The organism is Desulfosporosinus lacus DSM 15449 (assembly GCF_900129935.1).
Taxonomy (GTDB): domain Bacteria; phylum Bacillota; class Desulfitobacteriia; order Desulfitobacteriales; family Desulfitobacteriaceae; genus Desulfosporosinus; species Desulfosporosinus lacus.
Window position 1 is genome coordinate 1 of sequence record NZ_FQXJ01000016.1, and the last position, 21,878, is coordinate 21,878.

The following is a 21,878-nucleotide window of genomic DNA, read 5'->3' on the forward strand; positions in this document are numbered from 1 at the left end:
CCTGACAGTGGCAGCAATCCAAAATCGACACTGGTGTCGATTTTGACCTACACTCAGGCACTCATCCTCCTCGGAATCCCGGAAGAGGAGCGGGAGGAATTTATCGAGAAACATGATGTCGAGAGCATGACCAAATCGGAACTGCAGCAGGCTGTCAAGGACAGGGATCAAGTCATTCAGGAAAAGAAAGACCTCCAAAAGGACCTGGACGTGAAAAGCAGCGAAATCACCCAATTAAGCGCTCAGGCCAAAAGTCTCGAAGAACAGGTGAACGACTGCCAAGCCAAATACTTGACTGAGCAGGAAAAAGTCACGTTAAAACTAAAGGAACTGGAAACCGCCAAGGAAGAGGCCCCCTCCGCTAAAGAAATCGCCGAACTGGAAAACAAGCTCCAAGCTGAGAAAAGCCAATCCTCCATCTCGAAGGCTGATGCACAATTCACCATTCACCGCGATATCATTCTCAATGCTTACAAAGAGCTTTCACAAATACTTTCCGCTTTAAACAGAATAGATCCTGAGATAAAGGAAAATTACCGAGAGAAATTGCATACCATGCTTCAAAACCTGGCTAAGCATGTGGAAGTGTGGCCTCCCATTATCACTTCAAATTTATCGATTAATACCACCCATTCCAGAAGGAGTTAACTTATCCACCTCTTGTGCAGGTAATGTTTCAGTTTCAAGGGCTATAGTATGTTATAGCCTTCCCTCCACAGGAATTACCCCGCTTCACAGGTACTATTCTATAATCCGACTTCCTAGAGCCATCCGCTTCCTCACTTTATTATCGCTTGTTACGCGTACCTCAGATAGACTCTGAGGAGCAACTAGGATCTCATGTGTTGCCGTAAAATATCAATGTATAGCATGCTGAGTTCTACGACCCCGGGGAAGCTGCGGTTTTCTTACCATAACGTTAACCGCAGTATTGCTTTCTGTTCTGACAACTACATCAGCCTTCCCGTTTTCCAGTATTTCGGAGCTCAATCGCTTCAACCTTTCGGCTTTCAGCCTACTATCTCGTTTGCCTACGCTTAAAGAAGTGAGTTACCCCACTTCCTCCAAGGCTAATTACGGGCGGTTGGTCTACCTTACCCGATGGGATTCCCACCCACTATATTTTACGACCTGGCACATCCGCACTGTCAGGCACCGGTAGCCTCCAAACCGACATATAGAGACTCAACTTTCACCTTACCAATACTCCTCCGCATAAAGTTTAATGCAGTTCAAATACTTCAAACTATATGGCACTATTAGAACGTGTTGATTATTTTGATTAGTGCCTTTGCTATTTTCATAACTTCATCCTCTGTATTGGAAGCACCAAGGGAAATACGGATAGTCCCTTTTGCATATTCATCGGGAACATCAATAGCTTGGATAACATGTGATTTTTGCGTTTTAACCGAATCACACGCAGACCCCATTGACACGCAAATTCCCATTAAATCAAGACGATGTAGCATTGCTTCACCTTCTACATTCTTAAAAGAAAGATTGATGTTTCCATGAAGCCTTTCTTCGCTACCATTTCTGATGTAGTCTATATTAGCAGCTGAGAGCATATTGATCAGAAGATTTTCCATGTGTAACAGTTTTTCTGTAAATATTGAGATGTTTTCGACGTTTTTCTTCAAGGCCGTAGCCATAGCTACAATTGCTGCTATATTCTCGGTGCCCGCTCGCATTCCAAACTCTTGAGAACCCCCGTCTGCATATGGATGAATTGCTGTACCCTTTCTAACATAAAGAAATCCAATTCCTTTAGGTCCGTTAAATTTATGGGCTGATGCTGAAAGCATATCTATGTCAAGTTCCCGCACATTAATTGGAATGTGCCCAACGGCCTGAACAGCATCTGTATGGAATAGAGCCCCAGACTTATGAGCAACCATTGCAAGTTCTTTGATAGGTTGGACTGTTCCTATTTCGTTATTAGCAAACATTATGGTCACTAATTTTGTATTATCACAAATATATTTTTGCAACGATTTCGCATGGACGATACCTTTTTTGTCAACAGGGAGATATACTACTGGGTAACCCATGCGTTCAATTGCTGCGCAAGCATTGAGGACGGCATGGTGTTCAATTGTAGAGGTAATAGTTGCTCGCGTATCTCCATACACCAACATAGTCCCTTTAATTGCCCAATTATTGCTTTCAGTTCCACCTGAGGTAAAGTATATTTCTTCTGGATAAGCGCCGATGCAATCAGCGATTATTGAACGAGATAGTTTCAGTGCCTTCTTTACCGTGCGCGAAAAGGAATATGGCTGAGACGCATTTCCAAATTCTTCGAGCAAAAAAGGTTTCATTGCTTCAAAGGCATCTATGTCAAGTTTTGTTGTCGCAGCATTATCAGCATAAATCATTTATTTTTACCTCGGTTCTTATTTAAACAAAGCACATCCTTCTTCTATGAATTCCTCGATTTTTTCTAAAAGTTCTTCAATTGTTGCATCCAGATAACCGGCAAGGCAATCCATGCAGTAGAAGGTAGTAACCTCTGTGCCAAGCATTTTTTTGTTTATTCCAATTGTGTTCTTATCCAAGTCTTTCTTTCCGCAAGATACGCATTCAATCTTCATTGCTTGTCTTCCTTACGGAGAATACAGGAACGTCCTTGCCTTTGAATTCTATATCTAAAATTCCCAACTGCTTCTTAATAATCTGACGCATTTTGGCAGCAGGACGAAGGCAGTACATTTGAAACTCTCTAATATCGACATCTTCGGCAGAGCGAACTTGGGGGAAAAGAAGCTTTAGGTATGAGGTTGTAATTCGTTTTACAGCCTCCGTGTCTCTGGTGTCAGCATGATCCGGAACAACTATCAGCTGATCAACAATTGCGCGATAACTGGCATCCTCGCGAAGCAGATGCATAATTGTACAAAAGTATTCTGAATTCAATGCCCACCCGGAAATCTTCAAGTCATCGTGCATACGAGGAATATCCCAGCCCTTGATGAAACCATGGAAACGGTCAATCAAGGCACTTTCGTGAAAAGCGCTTGGAAGTTCTGAAAACATACTCTTGTATTCATCCATGTTGCCTTTACTGATATTTCCAAGCAGAATGATTCCAGAATCAGCTGTACCCTCGTAGTTCCCTACGGTAAATACTCCGGATTCCATATATCCCTTTAGAGCCGCTCGCATTTCATCAACATCTGTAAAAGAAATGGTCTGAACCTCATCAAGTGCGATAAAGTCATTTCCACACACAAGTCCAGGTGTTCTCTTGCTTATATCATAAAACATTTTGGCTCGTGACATGACACCGCCAGAAGAGAGCCAACCAAATTTACTAACTCGCCCAAACAAATACGACTTGCCCGTGCCTTTCGGCGCAAGCTCAATCAAGTTTAAGCGTTTTTCAACAAACGGCAACAGACGAGTGAGCATAGTAAGCTTTTCATGCTCATCAGCATAACCATCGGCATTGTAGTCTATTGCTCCGAGGATTATGTCAATCCACTCTTTGATATTAAACTGTGCACGGGTCTCTTTGTAATAATCAAGGTCTACACTGTATGGGCAGAAATCGGTAAAGCTAACCAATTTGATACGCCCCGGTATTTTTAATTCCTCATCCGGCAGGCGATATCCAAGTTCAACTACGCCCCATGTCTCTTTTCCCTTTACCAACTCATCCTTACATTGGTACCATACATCAGATTCGATGATTGTTTCTCTATTTGTCAGCCCAAAATCTGGAAGTGCAAATGTTATCTCTTGATTTTTAATATTAATATCAACCGAAATTTTCGTAAGAAACTTCACACGTTCATTTTCAACAATGATCCGATTTTTGATGCTGATCCACTCATCCTTTTTTGGCAAATACTCGTGAATAAAGCTGGATACTTCTTCTATGTCAAATTTTCCATCTTCATTTTCAAATTTTTTCAAAAGCCAGTCTCTCAAAAAAGAAGGAAGACTGAGGGCAGAAAAGAAATTGCTCTTTTTTAAATCTTTATACACGACCATTTCATCAAAGTATTCTCTAAGCTTTTCTATCATGACTCAACCTCCTTACAATATCTTATTTTCCTTGAAGCCTTCTTTATTGGCAGTAAACTTCAAGTTTGATGCAACCTTATTGTTGTTTGAGTATACATCAACAGTATAATCACCAATTTTTCTTAGATCTGGCAATTTGACAATGAATGTCTGTCCGTCAGAAGTTTCAACATCATAATCTTTCTTGTAATCTTTTCCGCTAACGGAAACTGTAATATGACCCAGTTTGCTTTTTGAAAACAATCGGATCAGTGCATTCTTTTTCATTGTGCTGAATTCGATAGAAGGAGTACGCAATTGAACTTCAATTTCGACAGCACTATAAGTGATTTCAATAATCGGAACCGCGACTTCCTCCAATGTTGCTCCTCCGTGAACCTCAACATTGGCTTTTCTACTTCCCCTAAAGCGGTCATAATTAGCAAGAACCCAGTAGCCATTTTCTTCTGTTGCGCAAGTCGGACATTCGTTAATTTCGTTTTTCGGGCAACATCTGCCGGAATGCTTACCCTTTGTCGCCATTTCCCACTTGTTTTCACGATTACTAATCACTGAAAGTCGGCTTGCCCCATGGTCTGAAATCATAACAGCCTTCGAGCATTTACCAGTGATGAGTTTTGTTTGAATCTTTGCCAAGACCTCATCTATAATTTCGAGTTCTCGTGCCAAATGTAATGGCAACGGACTAACACGGTAATCGAAATCGTCTTGTCCGTGGTGCTTAATATCGTCCAAGGATTTGATACCGTTTTTGTCAGGAACAAGAGTTGCTCCAGCACTTTCAAACACTTCAATAAATTCTTTGTTGCAGGATGTTATGGACGGCAATTCACATCTGCAAACCGTAACAAATGCCAGCAGTCCTCTTTGACGGCATTTTTCCATAATAAAGCCAAGATACTCAACACCCATTGCATCCATAAAATACAAGTGTGTATCGGTCTTATCAATAGCTTCAGTCTTTTCAGTTCGGGACGGCAGTAGCAGGTTGAATTCTCGCTTTTCCGCCTGTTCTTCAACAAGGGCTTCGAATTCTGGGAAAATCTTGTTTATTACTTTCTCATACTTGTATGTCTGAAAATAATCAATTAGCAATTCGCTTTTGAAACGAAATGGAAGCAAATAAGCATAGATGTCAGGATAGACATTCTTTAATATGCTTACAATTTCATCTTTTTCGAATTCAAGCGCAAAGATATCCAAATTTTCAAAAATCAATGCCCGTTCCGCTAATGTGCTGTCAGTAAGGTAATAGATTGCATATTTATCTTTGCTTTTTACCATCGTACAGTAGTCAAGGACTTCTGCCGCAGGATTACCAAATGACCGAAGGAGGACTTTACGTTCTCTGTATTTACTCCAAAAATCAGTGTCATTCCATTCGACAGTTAATATGCTTCTGAACAAGCATCTGACCAGTCCCACTACGGATTTTGCTTCTTTCACAGAGGTATTTAGGCACCAACTATTGGGAGCGCCGTATAGTTTTAAAGCGATAAAGTACAACCATTTTTTGCTGTCATCAAAAATATGCCAGTTGCTTGCCGCCAATTCCAGATTTGAGCAGATTCCAAAAATACGTGTGAAATATGCAGTCCAAGAAGTGCATTTTGTCACTTCTCTTAATGCAGCGGCCCACTGATCATCTGTTCCAAAGGCAGCACTTAATTGGTTTGTGGCGGGATCTATCTTGCAAAGCACTTCAAATGCACTATTTTGCTCTGTAAGATGATATAGAGACAATGGGTATGCGGATTTACGCTTACGGGTTCTAACATATAACACATCTACTGTGACCGTTTCAATGGCCGTCGATACATGATGAACTCCATCAATCATGCTTCCATTCGTTGGCGATGGCATTTCAGGCGGAAAGAAAACCAATTTGGGTATAGGCGTCTTTTCGCCGTCTACCATATAAATAATTCTGTCAAGACGAATATCGGAAGTGACAAGCTGTTTTTCACACTGATAGCAAAGAATAACAATATGACAGGTGGTTGTCGTAGAGTGGATCAGCTGTGAAAGCTGTTTTCTCAACTCGACTTCACCAAGCAACCTTAGGTGAGATGTGAATCCAGCAAGAAACACTATGCCCTGTCTGTTACGAAGGTCGTTGAGAAGGGAATCCACACTCGGATTTTCATCCTTTTTGGCGTAATCCTCCATCTGAATAAAAGCATTATTTCCCACATGAAAATGCTGCTTAATTCGGTCAAGGTCACTAGCGTTTTGTACATTTACAAAACGAGGCTGAGTGTCGGTAGAACGCAAATATCTATCGATTCTTTTTATACATTCTTCGATTTTCATTCCGCACCTCCTTAGTTACCTTTGATAATCTCCATACCTACAATCATGTTATCGCGGATAAGCTCCTTCAAGTAACGCTTTACATCAGCAACATCCATGCCATCAATCTTCTCTAACGCTTTTTCACAGCCATTCTGGTTATATTTAAATTCAGCCATCTGGCACAATTGTTTATCAACTTCCGGCAATCCGAACCAATCGTATGACCTTGGTGTCATAACATCACTTAAATATTTTCTGACTTCATCAACAGCATCCAGCATCACATTGTACGATTTAATGATAGTAGCACAGAATGCTTTGTCTCGCTCTTCTTTGCTGCTTAATCTGTCAAAGAAATCTGCGTGTTCAAAAAACTCCATCGTTTTCTCGATAGAGGCTTTATCCGGCTGCTTTTTGCTGACTGTTCCAAAGGCCAGTCTTGCAGCCTGGACATCTTTATCAGGAACCATACAGAGAATAGGAGTAAGGTATTTATCAGACCAATCACGAGGGTTCTCTGTTCCGGTCTTTTCTTTCCAGAACTTCTTCAATTTAGCTGATCCCTGTTCACTAACAAATTTTTCAACGGTTGTTTGCACAGTGTTTTGATATGCAGCCTTTTCTGCCGTAAACATACCGGATGGCAACAGCATGAAAATGTCTTTAACTTCTTCATCTGTAAACTGGCCAACAAAGAAAGCACACGCTTTCTTAAATGTTTCAGTTTGGTTATTATAAAATGCGTTAAATGCAGAGCCATTTACCGAAACCTGTTCCAGAAATCTTTGTCTTTGAGCATCCAAGAGTTGCCCTGACTTTTTCATGTTGTATAAGAGTTCCATGAATTCAGACAATTCATCCCAGTTATTCTTCGCATACATATACGAGATACGAATGAGATTGCAACGGTCGCACCATTCGTGTATGGTTGCGTCAAAAGATATATTTTTAGGCAGCACCTTATTGCTGGCAACAATTATCTGGTATTCCAAAATCACTTCAGCAATCTTTTGATTTGCAGTATCGGTGTTCCATACCCAGTTTGCTGCATCGGCATCAAATTTCTTTTTTAACCGATTTATATACTGACCACCATCACCAATTTCACTCGCCAACGAAATAAGAATACCTTCGGCGTAAGTATGCAAATATGAGTCCATGCCTTCCGTGCATTTTTCCTTGGAAATCAGAGTAGTTGCGTCCTCAACAAGATTGACATTTTCAATGCAGAGTCTGCCAATATCCAGAGCGATGTCACTGTCTGACTTTGACGCACTGCTGTTGTTTGCGATAGCGGTGAAATTGTCAATCAGCTCTACAACTTTCTGCTTGTCCGTTTTTAAAGTTGTGGTATCCACAATGGATTTCAAGCACCAAATTGGGAATGACAGTTCCTTCATCTTCTGACGAATCCGCTCTCTTGTTTGCTCAACAGAGCTGCAAAGATTAAGCGAGATATCAAATATTTTAGATGACGACTCATTAAAAGCCTTTTCATTGGCAGTCATGGTGACAATGTATTTGTCCTTGTATCGCGGAATTGGCGTACCATTATGCTTAATGACTTCAACTATCATTTCTTTTAGTTTGTGAACAGAAAGCGCATCATTCGTAATTCCGTCACTCCAGCTAAAAGAACCATTCGTGTATTCCTTCAAAACAAATCCCATCACAAAAGCCGTGAGGTTACAAGGCATAAAGCCATACGGCTCTTCCTTAAGTGCATCGTAAATCTGCGCAATTGAGATTTTACGATCCATCTTGAATGCCGTTGCAATAATGTCCTCTACATATTGTTTAATTCTTGAGATTGGTAAATAAGGCTTGTCAGTCCAGTAATTTTCTTTCTGCCAAGCCTCATCACCGATATAGCTCTCCAATTTTGTTTGCGGGTTGCCGGAGCGATACTGACCAGAGGTGGTCTGATTAGCACCGCAATCAACACCTGCAGGGAGAGAAGTTGCCTGCCACATTGTTTCCGTTACAGCTTTGCCGGTCTCCAAGCCATTTGGATACAGTTTCTTGTTTATTGCAGACAGTTCACTGTAAAGCAAATCAAGCGTAGTTGCTCTTTCACCAACGGGCTTATCTTCTGTGTAAACGACAAACTCTCCACCGGTAATTTTGTTTTTCCACTTTTTCAGAACTTCTTTGGCATTGGCTTCATACTGTGCTGCCAGTCCTCTATCCTGCTTCAGGTTAATAACAGCATTGGCCATTGCCTCAACATACTGCTCCATAAGATCTCCGCCCAGAGGCGTGATAGAGGCATCAATAAACACCATATGGTAACTGCCATCTGCAATTGCTTCTTTGATTTGCTTTCCTATAATGGCGCTTTCTGCCTCATCCTTTGCAAACGTAACCACAGCCGCAATTCTATTTCCCAGAGTACCTTCCTGGTTTCGCAATAAATTGATAGTAGACTTAAAATCGCTTGCTGCAACATATTTTATGAAATAACGTGAACGCAGTGCGCCACCGAGGGAAATCGCAGAAGCAATATCGCCCTCGTTGATAAGCGCAGATATTGACTTCTTGCGTTGGTTTTCTTTTTCTTTGTCCAATTCCACAGCGTTTCCGGCATTTATCAATGCTGAATACTGGAACTTGCCACCGCTCATCTGTTTTCTAAAAAGGACATCAGGAATCAGGCTGTCCGCAATGCGGGCAGCCTCGTCATTTTCCAAGTCAGAGCCTTCAAAGGCGTTATTCACATTTTTCTCATTAGGGATAAACAGTTCAACGGTATCGCCTGTTTTTTGCGAAATCGCCTGCAAAAGCAATACGGTTTTAAGAACTCGCTGTTCATCTCGACCAAGATTCTTTGTGAATGCAAATGAGAAACAATCCAAAATCGAACGAATGTCGTGAGACAGATACTCCTTGCCTTTTTCGTAGAAGAAATCCCACAACATATCAATAGTTAGCAGAGGATTGGTGTCAAAAGGCCCGCAGTTGTCAATGAACCACTGGAATCCCTTGATTTCATCGCCACGATCGTTTTTGATGAAGTCAAACATACTGCGTTGGTTGGAATCAAACGCAGATGAAATGTGTTTCAAAAGCAGGGCGGTGTATGGATGAATCGGAAGAATTTTTTTCAGTTCATCGTCAGATATGTGAGCCTTATCTTTTACAAGCTGCCGGGAGTCATGTGTTCTTTCATACAACTCGTCAGCAGTTTCAATCCAGTCTGCCTGTACCTGTGTATCCTCGTTTTTTTCCATTGCTGCACCCATCAGTTGAAACGCCATATTTTCAGGCAATTCAATATTACAGATAGGGCTAATAAAACGACCAAGGATTTTCTTCCAATCATTGTCGGTTTCAGGGAAGATATGCGTAACATTGTGTGTTACCACAATTAGATAAAATGGGTCGCTGCCGCTGAGGTCTGCAATCTTTTGGAAGCCCGTCAAGGCTCTCATGTTGTTTCTGAAGTATTCAGTGAATTCATCCCAAATAAACACAATTGCTTTCAGGTTGTTTTCTTTTATGACTGCCTTAATCCATTCCACAAGGCCATCTATATCAAGCGTCAGTGCTTTGAACTGCTTTTCATCACCAACCTTCATAATCTTGCCCATGAGTTCCTGCAAGCTGTCTCCAGTGTATGTATTCAGTTTTTTGATAATGGCGTCAACGTCATCTCCAGAGAATAGCTCGGCATATTCAGTAGTGATCAGCGCATCAAAGGCATTCATTGCCCAAGGTTCGGACAGCCACTTAATAGAAGCATTCTTCAATGTGGCCTGTGCATTGCTTTTAATGCCCGCCTCTTTTAATGCATGAATAATACTGTCCTGCATAGCAGAAACCAGATTTCCGTCCCCACGAATGCTGGAAGAACCGTAGCGATGCACTGTTAGAATTCTCTGCTCACCGCTCTTAATCTGCTGAAACTGATTAAAAAGATCGTTGCTCAACTGATCCTTGTACTTATCAAAATACTCACGAGTATCCGCTTCGGATGCATCCAGCAGCTTCTTCAAGGTAAGCACTGCATGGGATTTGCCTGTTCCGTATGCACCTTCCACCCAAATGGAAACACGCTGCTTTCTGGATATAACACTTACTGTATCCTTCACAAGCTTAATGAATGTCTCATGAGGATAGAATGTTTTCCAAAGGTCAGGCTTATCATTTATGATTGCTTCATTAACCTGGGGAAAATATTCTGGGTTAATGTCAAAATAGTCACGATATTTATCTAACATTTCTCTTCCTCCTAAAACAGACTTAACACATCCTGCGACGATTTGTCGCTGCGGAGTGTTATATTATCAAGATCAAGTGTAAAGGATGCATTGATGAATTCCGGGTAGTTGATGCTCAGGCCATTCAGAATCTTTTCCATCTGCTCTCTGTCCAAGCCAAAAATCTCGCTTGGGCTGACACCATCACCGTCAATTTCGTGATTGAGTAATCTACTCAATGTGAATTGATAATAGTCACCGCAAGCCTCTGCAAATTTGAAGAGGGCATAGAGAACAACGCGAGGGTCTGGATTCTGCCATGGGGTACGGGTTATTGAAACAACGCGATTTTTCTCTTTCGTCGAAAAGCCCATTCCTACTTCACCGAATGGAAGTTCAACAAATCTTGAGAACGATCTGAAAATATCTACAGCAGCTCTCTCATTCGTGCCACTTTCAATCAATAGTGATGCTATATATTCTTTTTTAAGAACTTCATTCATGCTCAAATTTTTAACAAACCAGTTGATTTGAGGAGAATACGTAAGGTTGGTAAGAATGATAGCCCAGCTTGATGAATTATCTAATCCGATGTTTTCTATGATTTGTGCAGTAGGTGTAAATGTTTCACCGTTTATCAATTCAGCATCCCTTAAAAATTTCTTAAAAAAGCTGAACATTTGGGAACCAAGAGAGTTGTTAATAACAAAATCATTTTTCAATTCAAAATATTGGTTAATCCATTCGAGCTTCGGTGCATGAGTTGAGTAACGATTTAAACTTTTACTTTCCATTTTAGAACCTCCTTTAGGCATTTCCAAGGATTTATAAATAAGGCAACCTTTATCAACTTTGTGGCACTGTGAGCAATGTACACATTTATCACTGATGTGAAGTATTCCATTTTTCATGCTGATGCAGCCATTCTGGCAGTCAACCTCACACTCACGGCAACCAATGCAGCATGATGATTTATGAAAAACATTCTTCAGCAACTTTACAAAAAGCGGATCTGATTTTGCAAGGTGGCCCTCAATGTAAACATCATATCCATTTTGAACATCGACCACAGCAAATGAATACTCCTTATCCTTGAAAACCATTTTATAAGGTGATTCATCATTCAGTAAAACACCTACAGTTTTCATCCATTCTTTCCAATCTGTTTTAGGATTGCGTACTTTTAATATTTGATTATTTCCATCAGTTGTTTCTTTACATCCAATATTTAAAGATACATCGCGTCCATTCATCCTTGCTTTCCATCCCGTGTTTGATAAAAACTCTTTTAATCTTTCAGGTGATTGGATGCTCTCTTCATACATTGATGAAATCATGTCCATGTATACGTCAACATCTTTGGTGTAGCAAGCTCTTCTAAAAAAAGCGTTCTTTTCGGACACATTGGGGCAAACTAAGCAACCTGCTCTGTTATTCCCCTTTTTGTATGCCTCGTTTAAAATCAAATTTTCGGAATAAACGTAAAGATATAATTCGGCTGAATTCCATTCTAAGATTGGATTACAACCGTACTGTCCTTTATGCTTTTCGCCTAAACTGACATAGTCGTATTCGCCGCGAGAGGCACTCTCGCTTGCGCGAACTCCGATAAAAGCCATTCCGGTAAAATTAGTCTTACCCGTTTTCTCTCTAAGTGCAAGAATCTGTGGTGCTGTCTTATGAACGCTGCAACACCATCTTGTGACCTTTGCTGGCGGGCCAAACTGTCTCCATGTGTACTCCGGCGTAAAATCTGATTTTGCTCTAATAAAATCTATTCCGCACGAACTACAATTTTTCTCCGTGGAGTCGACAACTGTATATGTGTCTGGAAATTCCATGCCTGTATCGCCAAACAGCACCTTGAATACATTGTGCGGCAAAGCCCGCTGGACAATATCCAATGTAACGACGCTGTCTTTGCCACCACTGAATGCGACATAGAACACATCAACTTTGTTCTGGTAATCAATGTATGTGTTGTAAACCTTCTTGATGGTTTCCTGAACAAGTCCTTCTAATATAGTCTTATTCTTTTCCACCATACCTTGTATATCCACAAAGCTAAGCGGTTCTCCATTTGGTTCAGGTTCTTCCAAAATCACAATTTTCGGGGCAGTATAAAGTGATCCGCCTTTGGTTTGTGCCACTTTTCGTCCCCTATAATAGTAGCTGTTTGCTTCTGCCCACATATAGGGGAAAGTATCATTTTTTTCGTAGTTCCAATACTGGTCAAGGCCCAGAATATCGAGTTCCTTATAGTAGACGGGGCGAGGCTCCTTACTGAATCCAAGCGGTGAGCTGTTCAGCAAAAGTCCGCCCGTTGATTCATCAAATTCATATGAGTACATGGTGAGTTATCCTTTCTGTGATCTTTGCGCGTTAGCATTAACAAGGATTTGCTCGATGGCTGCGTAGCTTCTTCGTACCAAAAATCCATTGTCGCAAAGATATTGCAAAGCATCCTGCTTATTGAGAGAAATCGTACTGTCCGCCAATGCACTTGTGATAAGTTCATCGAAGTTCTCAAATTTCGAGGTGCGTTTGACAATCGCTCCTACAGGCGTTCCAGCGTTAAAGCCGGCATGCAAAAGTTTATAGGTTTTACTGTAATCTGATACATAGTGTTCCAATAAAAATCCATTCCATGGAAAGCAAGCGTATGGAAAAGAACCGAAGAGCCTAATTTCACTAATGGTTATATAATCGCCTACGCAAAAACGGTCAATTGCAGCGTCGGTTGCAATGCTGTCAAAATTTGCTTGCTCTTTAGATACGAAATTCTCTTTGTCAATACGCAGAGAATTGCGATAGACAGAATCAAAGTAAATGGGAGTATCCAATTCTGTTTTCAACGCATTAAGCTGTGTGATGGTGAAATGCGCATGCGATTTTGCGTAATCTGCGAACACATCGGACATCGACAAATCTTCACCAAGAGCGCTGATGATTTTTCCCTTAAAGGAAAAGACGTCCCGCAATTTATAGCCAATTACATCTCTCATACCAAGTTGTGTGAGATACGGATAGCGCTCCAAAATAGACGGATACTTGGCAGAGATTGTCTCAATTAGTTCATTGCCGCCTATAAAATCTTTTTCATTTATGGCGTTCTGAATCAGATCAGTGATATTGTCAAGCTCTGCTGTAGTCAAATCAACAATATCGGCGTGAAAATACTCCCCCTTCTGATTTCGTACAAATTCGGCGCTGTTGCTACCTGCAACTGCCCAGATGATTTTATCTCTCGGAATCTGCGAGAGGGCTTTCAACAAATCGTCCGTCTGCATAGGTGCCCCATAAGTGATAACATAGTCACGAACTTCATCAGTGGGATCAACTTCCACACTACGGTCAGTAGCAAGGTAACCTCTGTTGATTACATAGTTACCTTCGTTGGTATAATCCAGGTATGTTTTCAGCATATCAGCGTTGTTAACACGCTGCCTTTGAAATTCGATTTCAAACTCTTTGTACAGGGCGTCATAATAAATAGCGTTTTTTCCATTGGAGAAACAATGTTCAATATAGGCAAGTAAGCGCTGTTGTGTTTCAGCGTCAACCATTGCTTCTGGAAGGTAAACAAAGTCTTTGTGTTGAATGGTTAGCCGCCTGATGTATTTGCGCATAGTCTCATCAGTTTCTTCCAGCGGTGCGCTGTATTTAATCTCCCAAAAGTTTCTGAAACGCCGCATTTCAAGACTGGACTCAATACGAAAGCCCTTCTGGTATTTTTCAAAAAGCAGTTCTTCATACTGAGTCAAGTCGACTTGGGGTTCATCTTTCGCAGTGCAAATGGTGTCTTTGTCACCCGATATGAATTCCACATATTTTTTCATAGCAGCGCGGAAACGATTGCGTTGCTGATCGTTATAGTCTCGAAAAGCCGCATTACTCATTAAAACCTCTGACGCTTCTTTTACCACTCTGAAATCATTAGCTCCATAGAATTGCCCAACGTCCAGATTGTGTTCTTTTGAGAAGCTCTCACAGTTGTTAATTGCAGAGCAGTAGCTACGGGCAGTGGTAGTCGCCATCCCTTGTACTTGCGTCAGCCAAGTATAGAATTCGTTGCTCGCTGAATTATTTCTTCTACAATGGATAATCCCTTTTGAATAAGAATTTGTTTGTGCAGTGACCAATGGTTCTCCAGTGTGATACTCTAAAAATCTTCTCAATGCAGCGCTAAACCGATTGTGTTGTTGCGCATTATACGAGCAAAAATCATCGTCACCCATCAAGGTGCTAACAACAGTTTTAACCACTTCTGCGTCATCCGTTTTATATAGTTGCCAAGGTTCAATGTGATGCTCTTTTGCATATTTTTCACAACCAGCTACAGCAGATACATAGTTATGTCCGGTATTCTTGGACATCCCTTGCACAGTTGTCAGCCAATCAAAGAAATCTGCACCGTCTGCTGAATTTGCCCGTCGGCGAGTTGGAACAACTGATTCGTCTTTTTGAGCAGAATCTTTTTTAGCAGTGTATGCAATTACGATGTTATCATAATCAACATTGCATTTATCTAAAATCAGTCTGATTTTATCAACAATATTTGATGCACTAAGATTTGTCTCAACGTACAAGCCATCAGCAAACTGTTTTGGCGCAGCCATTCGGCATATACCAGCGGATCCAGAAATATCTACACGGCCACGCTCGCTAAGGCTACACCCTTTCAAATCATATATAATGTTTGAGTAATTTTTTAAAAGACATTGTAGTAGCTGGATATAAAGATGCGTCCAGTTATTTATTTCATCATATCTTTCGCCGAAGTATTGAAAGTATTCAGTGCTGGTGAAAGCATAAGATGTGGGCTTTCTAAAATCAACAAATAACAAATATTCGACGTTTGTCGATTTCAAAGGATCATTTTTATCAGAGATATTCTCCTGCCTATTCTGGATAGGTACAATAATTTCAGTGTCATCTGGAAGCGTGGATGTTACGGCTTCTTCACTAAGCGGATTCTGATTATCTTTAATCCAGCTATAGTAATACTTCATTGCAGAAGACATTTTTTGCAGCTGGCTTTTGTGCTTAAAGCGGAAAACCATGTTTGATTCAATAGTTTGTTTTACTGCTGCTACAGTCTTAATATCAGTAGTTTCAAATAATGGCTTTTTAAGTACTTTTATATGCCGACAGAAAGATTCAACCTCCGAATAGGTAAAATATAGTTCTGACATTTGATCTGGAGACACCTGAGTTGATAACCATGAAATATATTGATTTTGCATTGAGCTTTCATTGTCAGCCATATTTTTTGCCTCCATAAGTATTTTATCAAATGCGAGTCTGTCGTTATTATAAAGTTCAGCCATATCTTTAAAAAGTTTTGAAGCCCCATGCAAACCGCTTTTTTGGTGATGTATTAAGCTACTAATTATAGAAAACTGCATTGCGATGCCATTTTCATTTCGGAAAACATCATCAATCTCAATGCCTTTTTGAGCAGCCCGATTTCTAAGGGTGGTTGATAAGCCTCGGATGACTTCTTTTTTAGTGATAACACCGGAGTCGTATTTTTGACAGGATTCAATTAAGAGTGCTGTTTCATGTTCATCCCAAGGAACTCGGATTGCCATCCATCCACCTTCTCACATTTTCATCGGACACACTTAATTTTTGTGATGATGTTTTTGCAGCAGTACCGTCTAATTTTAGAATATAGCCTGTCTAACAAAACTGACTTACTGCTCTCCACATTGTCCATCGTGAATGTTGACTGGTAAACATGAACTTTCTCAAATTCATCTTCCCAAACCTCAACTACCTCTAACTTATTCACCTTTGTTTTTGCCAATCGCAAACTCTTATTATTATTGTTTTTAGCTCGGACCACAACATCTAGTCCATGAGTTATGCAGTGGTTAATCCATACGGAATTACAGGCCAGAGCATCATAAACGACAACATCGATTAAGGTCTTATGACTCTTCCCTACGCCAGAAATCAGCCTCTTCCCGATGTTTAACTCTCCTTCGTCCTTTGAAGCAGAATCTTGTTCTGGCTTGTACATTTCAAAGTCGATTACCAATTTGGGACCCAACCCAATCGTGGACATGACAGCTCCACTATGGAAAGAATGAGTCATTTTACCTTTGGTGTTTTTCAAACATTCTGAACAGCTTTTCTTATGGCTTCCGAAGAATTTGGTTCCATCGATCGCAACCACAGTATATCCATCAATGGTTCCGTGATCAAAACCTTGTTCTCCACTGCCTTTTTGATAATTTGTCGATTGACTTGTTTAAGTCCGTCGAGATCAATGACTTTGAGTGTATCTCTGAAGGCATCAACTTTAGGCAACTTCGTTCCTCTGGAACAACTTGACTAAATTCATGATTCTTGATCATAACATTCAGTTTATTAAAACTTCTTATCCTAAGTAAAAACCCAAATAACACAGGCAAAATAACTTGACCCGTTCTGTACGTTGGGTTTACTCTTTGGTCAGTTTGTCTGCACAAACCACGATTAATACTGTAGGCATCCTTCATGTACTTAACTAATTTTGCAAAGTAGTTTTTCTCATTTCAACCTCTCTCCCATACTTATTTTAGCGGAAGGAGAGGACTGATTGAAGATTAAAAACTCCGAATTTGATACACTTTTGAAATCGGATGAAATACAGCTATTATCAACGGATTGACTATGATTGAGGCTAAAGTTCTGGATACTTGAGGCATTTGCGCAAATACTATTGTCCCATATGTCAGCTAATGCAATTTCTAACGTATAACTAACGTCCCTTAGAGAATTCACAAAGTTCCTTTAATTATTTTAACAATCTCCCATTCTCCATCTACTCCGATTTAAATAAATTTCTCATAAGATTGCAAATGTATCTACTTTTTCAGTAGGATACTGAATTTAACTTCCCATAAGTATTCGACATTTAATAACACAGACCTCTTTTTTTACAAATAATGTGATTAATTTTCCATCCCTTACTTTTTTAATTCTAAAAAATATTGATAGAAAAATAGATTCTTCCTCTATTCTATAATCTTCTAAGATTAGAATAACAGATGCATTAGACAAAAAATTGCATCACTTCTCAAAATCTTTAAGTGTTCCTTTGTTCATAATTGTTCACCTTATCTATACAATAGCTGCTTTACCTATAGATAATTCTCCATTCAACCTTACAGATCTAAGAAATGGGTTTAACCCGATTCAATAGACATATTAAACGCACAATAGCTAGCTCTTTCGTATTCTTGCTTAATGTTTTATTGTTTTTCCACCCAGGTCTATCTCACTTCCTATTTACCTGATTGTCAAGGGCTTGGCGAAGCGTACCCTTGATTATTAGGTAAATAGGAAGTACACTCACTGGCGGTGGAATAACATTGATCCATCATGCTGCCTTAATTACTTCCATTGGTACTTCATATTCATTGCTCGAATGCGAGCGCTGTCGATTATAAAATACCTCGATGTACTCAAATACTGCATCTTTGGCCTCGGCACGAGTTTTAAATCTTCGTCCATAGAGCCATTCTTGTTTTAACTTGCCCCAAAACGATTCCATAGGGGCATTGTCGTAACAGTTTCCTTTACGACTCATACTGCAAATAAATTGGTTCTTTTGTAGTATCGATTGATATTCATGACTAGCGTATTGAACCGCCGCGATCTGAATGAACTAAAAGTCCTTCTTTGGACCCAGTTATGACGAGGGATTTTCTCATATGTTCTGCCATAGAAAAACCAACAATGGCCCTGCCACATAAATCCATGACACCTGCTAGATACAGCCATCCTTCATCAGTAGAGATATAGGTAATGTCGCTTACCCACTTCTGGTTAGGTTTATCTGCGGAAAAGTTACGGTTTAATAAATTCTCAGCAACAGGAAGATTATGATTTGAATTCGTAGTAGCTTTATATTTTTTAACCGTTTTGGATCGGATTCCGTTTTCCCTCATAAGCCTATAGACCCGATTCTTGCTAGGTGAACCATCTGTTCTAAAAGCTTTTGTTGTACTAAACCGCTGCGCGGTGGCTTTTGGACGCTCTAATTAGTTTCATGATATCATCTTTTCTGTTTAATTCTATTAAATTTGAAAGGATGATTTTTCATGTCTCAGACTGCTCAACCACTTTCCTCTCATCTCCAAAAGATGAAGATTGAAATGGAACTTCGAGGCTATTCACCACAGACCCAAAGACATTATCTCTGTCATTTAAGGCAACTTGAAAAGCATACCAACAAGCTGCCCTCCAAGTCTCTCCTGACGAACTCAAAATTTTTCTTCATTACCGTATTAAGTCCGGCATCAGCTACAGTAATACCAACATTTCTTGTAATGCGTTTAAACTCTTTTTTAACAAAGTGCTCAATTACAACTGGTCCGACGATGTTATTATCCGTCCTAAACGTCCTAAAAAGCTTCCTCATGTACTTTCCAAAGACGAAATTCTCTCTATTATCGATCAGGTGGTTAATCTTAAACACAAAACAATTCTACTGACGACGTATTCGTCTGGCCTACGGATTAGCGAGACGCTTAATCTCCGCATCTCAGATATTGATTCTAAGAACATGTTGCTCCGGGTTAATCATGGTAAAGGCAACAAGGATCGTTTAACGGTTCTATCGCATGAAAACCTTAAACTGCTCAGGCTCTACTGGCACCATTACAGACCCGCTGATCTTCTTTTTCCCGGTCTTGTTGAAGGCAAACCTATCGTTGCCAGAAATATTCAACACGTCTTTCAAGTGGCTAAAGATAAGGTTGGCATTACCAAACCTGCTACCGTCCATACGCTTCGTCACAGCTTCGCAACCCATCTCCTTGAAGATAATGCTGATCTTCGGACAATTCAAGTTCTTATGGGACATAGCGATATTTCTACGACTTCTAACTATATCCACCTATCAACTCCAGCATATTTCCTCTGTAAGAAGTCCTCTCGACGGACGTGATTCGGATGCCTGAACTTCAGGATATTTTTAAACACATTCAACTTAAGCGTCTTTCTCCGACTCAGGCCAAAGCGTTTCATATGATTCGACTTTGTCGAACCTCCACCCTTGGTTCCCACGCCCAGGTTTGCACGGAATGTGGTGTTAAGGAGGTCTCTTTTAATTCCTGTCGTAACAGACATTGCCCTAAATGCCAACATTCTGTCCAACAGGAATGGGTTGAGGCTCAGATGTCCAAGCTTTTACCGGTCGGTTACTTCCACGTCGTGTTTACGATTCCTCAGGAACTTAACACCCTTGTCTTACAAAATCAGAGGCTTCTTTATTCCCTCTTAATTAAATCGGCAGGCCATACCTTGATGGAACTTTCTAAAGACCCTAAATTTCTCGGAGCTACGATCGGCGCTACATCAGTCCTTCATACATGCGGACAAAACCTCTCGTTTCATCCCCATGTTCATTGTATCGTCCCTGGCGGGGGACTTTCCAATGACGGACTTCGCTTCGTCCGTTCTCGTAAGAAGTTTTTTATTCCTGTTAAGGTTATTTCAAAGAAGTTCAAAGGTAAGTTCCTCAACCTTCTTAAACAGGCCTATAACCAGGGGGAACTTGCTTTCTTTAACGAGGCTACCAAACTTGCGTTAAGAAGCAACTTCCTATCCCTTGTCGACAATTTATATGGCATGAATTGGGTTGTCTTTTGTAAAAAACCATTTAAATCCCCGGTGCATGTTGTTCGCTATCTTGGCCGCTATACTCACAAAGTTGCGATTAGCAATTCTAGGATTCAAGCCTTAGATGGTCAATCTGTAAGTTTTGCTTGGAGAGATTATAAGGATGGTAATAAGTCCAAAGTTATGACTCTTGATGCTGCTGAGTTTTGCAGACGGTTTCTTCTTCATGTTCTGCCTAATCGTTTCATTAAGATCAGACATTATGGTCTTCTTTCCAGCCGAAATATTAAGACAAAGCTTTTTAGATGCTTTAGGCTTACTGGGAACAATTTGCCCCCTCCATCCACGATTGCTCCCAAAAATACTAAAACCTGCCCTAGCTGTGGCAGTCCTTGTCTTATACAATTTTTACCTATTTGTTCGAAGGCAAGTCCCTAATAGTGTTAAAACTGAATCGTTCTAGAAATCGACCTAGTACGGGGAGGGGGAAAGTATACCCTTTTTTGGGGCTTTACGTTGCTGTTTTTCAACATGGGATGGAAATTCTTTCTTGTGACATCTATACCTGGAGATTTTTTGCCCAGTTAGAAAACATTGAATCCCCATAGGTACACAGACTGTCGATCTGCAGACGGTTCAGTACAACAGGAGATTCATAAGGGTCTATTTTCTCTATTGAATTATTACTTTCCTTTTAGCTATTGATTTTAATTAATAGCTTTTTCTCTTTCTATGACCCTCATAAATCTCTAGAAGTTATGCGAGGATATCCATAAATTCAATGACTTCGCTTAAATATTGATTTAATCTTTTCTAGAAGCTGTTCATTAGCTATTGCTCGATTGCTTTTAGGTCTGTTTAAGTAGGCATAAAATCCGCTCTTGGACACATCGAGAACTTCTGCCATCTTCACAACCCGAAATTTCGAGCGGTGTGCTTCCATAAATTTAAAGCGTTCTATTTCTGGTTTTTTGCGAAGTAGGCTGCCGCCTTTTTTAAGATAGCATTTTCTTCTCTCAAATCCATGATTTCCTTACGTAACTTGCGAAGCTCATCATCGGCTTCATACAGGTGACCGCTGCCAGGAAATGCGTCACTACCATGCTTACCGAACTTGTTTATCCACCCATGCAACGTATTAGAACTTAAATCCAATTCGCGGGCTACCTCAGTAACAGTCTTTCCGCTTTCCTTCACTCGATTGACAGCCATTAACTTATAGTCCTTATCTAACGTATTCTTCATTATGAACACCCCCGTGATTTTATTTTATCACACGTTCAATGTGTCCATAAAACCGCGGTAAGGTCATTTGCTTGATAATACGTCTCAAATAATATCATCGTTTATAGGCAAATTAGTATTATATGTCTATAATCGAACCTTTAACGATGCCTATACTTTTTAACTAAAGGTTGGGTTTGTACTCAAGGGGGGTGTATCTCTTAACGATAGGCTGCCAAAAACAAAAAAAGCACCGTACAAAACGATGCTATATTACCTCTATAACGCTGAAAAGCCCGACGATAGCGGATACAGCCGTTATCTATTCTGTCAACTCAACCCTGCCTACTCTTGGTATTGTTGATATGTTTCCTTGACATAAAAAACAGGGATCCCCCAGCATGGTAGTCACCGATTTCAAACTGGCAACATATCTCAAATACTCAGAAACACCTTGATTAAAGGCTTTTCTATCCTATTTATTTTCTTCACGTGACATCAAGACAACAC

At 40.3% G+C, this 21,878-nt stretch carries 13 protein-coding genes and 1 pseudogene; 3 read left to right on the forward strand and 11 right to left on the reverse strand.

Annotated elements, in window-relative coordinates:
- A partial coding sequence (locus BUB11_RS18730) for a DUF3102 domain-containing protein (protein WP_073031284.1) occupies positions 1-648 on the forward strand: 648 nt, incomplete at its 5' end.
- Positions 649-1,259: 611 nt separating this feature from the next.
- On the opposite strand, the gene BUB11_RS18735 is transcribed toward BUB11_RS18730, so the two are convergent.
- From BUB11_RS18735 to BUB11_RS28420, 10 genes and pseudogenes are all read right to left on the reverse strand, one after another.
- The gene (locus tag BUB11_RS18735) at positions 1,260-2,381 is read right to left on the reverse strand and encodes a cysteine desulfurase family protein (protein WP_073031285.1); all 1,122 of its coding nucleotides are present in this window, start codon (positions 2,379-2,381) and stop codon (positions 1,260-1,262) included.
- An 18-nt stretch (positions 2,382-2,399) separates the two neighbouring features.
- Positions 2,400-2,597: a hypothetical protein gene (locus tag BUB11_RS18740; protein ID WP_073031286.1), complete on the reverse strand. Its 198-nt coding sequence runs from the start codon at positions 2,595-2,597 to the stop codon at positions 2,400-2,402.
- Complete coding sequence (gene brxL, locus BUB11_RS18745) at positions 2,587-4,032, reverse strand: BREX system Lon protease-like protein BrxL (protein WP_073031287.1); 1,446 nt, start codon at positions 4,030-4,032, stop codon at positions 2,587-2,589. The genes BUB11_RS18740 and brxL overlap by 11 nt, the downstream gene beginning before the upstream one ends.
- Positions 4,033-4,044: 12 nt before the next feature.
- Positions 4,045-6,345, reverse strand: a complete 2,301-nt coding sequence (gene pglZ / locus BUB11_RS18750) for a BREX-4 system phosphatase PglZ (RefSeq protein WP_073031288.1) — start codon at positions 6,343-6,345, stop codon at positions 4,045-4,047.
- Positions 6,346-6,356: 11 nt separating this feature from the next.
- Entirely contained in the window at positions 6,357-10,547 is a 4,191-nt protein-coding gene (locus BUB11_RS18755; RefSeq protein WP_073031289.1) for a hypothetical protein, read from the reverse strand.
- Positions 10,548-10,558: 11 nt separating this feature from the next.
- Positions 10,559-12,877, reverse strand: coding sequence for a phosphoadenosine phosphosulfate reductase domain-containing protein (locus tag BUB11_RS18760; protein ID WP_073031290.1), 2,319 nt, complete (start codon positions 12,875-12,877; stop codon positions 10,559-10,561).
- Between the two features lie 6 nt (positions 12,878-12,883).
- A complete protein-coding gene (locus BUB11_RS18765) occupies positions 12,884-16,120 on the reverse strand; it encodes a site-specific integrase (RefSeq protein WP_073031291.1) in 3,237 nt (1,078 codons plus the stop codon).
- A 20-nt stretch (positions 16,121-16,140) separates the two neighbouring features.
- Entirely contained in the window at positions 16,141-16,650 is a 510-nt protein-coding gene (locus tag BUB11_RS18770; protein WP_242947610.1) for a hypothetical protein, read from the reverse strand.
- On the reverse strand, positions 16,647-16,844 hold the full coding sequence (locus BUB11_RS27640) for a hypothetical protein (RefSeq protein ID WP_073031292.1): 198 nt from the start codon (positions 16,842-16,844) through the stop codon (positions 16,647-16,649). Before BUB11_RS27640 ends, BUB11_RS18770 begins: the two co-directional genes overlap by 4 nt.
- A gap of 1,054 nt (positions 16,845-17,898) precedes the next feature.
- Positions 17,899-18,523: pseudogene (locus tag BUB11_RS28420) on the reverse strand (IS3 family transposase); the annotation flags it as partial.
- A gap of 353 nt (positions 18,524-18,876) precedes the next feature.
- On the opposite strand from BUB11_RS28420, the gene BUB11_RS18790 reads away from it, so the two are divergent.
- On the forward strand, positions 18,877-19,470 hold the full coding sequence (locus BUB11_RS18790; RefSeq protein WP_159436956.1) for a tyrosine-type recombinase/integrase: 594 nt from the start codon (positions 18,877-18,879) through the stop codon (positions 19,468-19,470).
- Positions 19,471-19,475: 5 nt separating this feature from the next.
- Positions 19,476-20,582, forward strand: coding sequence for an IS91 family transposase (locus BUB11_RS18795; protein ID WP_073031462.1), 1,107 nt, complete (start codon positions 19,476-19,478; stop codon positions 20,580-20,582).
- 519 nt (positions 20,583-21,101) lie between these two features.
- Here the strand turns inward: BUB11_RS18795 and BUB11_RS18800 are convergent.
- Positions 21,102-21,389, reverse strand: a complete 288-nt coding sequence (locus tag BUB11_RS18800) for a transposase (RefSeq protein ID WP_084110394.1) — start codon at positions 21,387-21,389, stop codon at positions 21,102-21,104.
- Positions 21,390-21,878 lie beyond the last annotated feature (489 nt).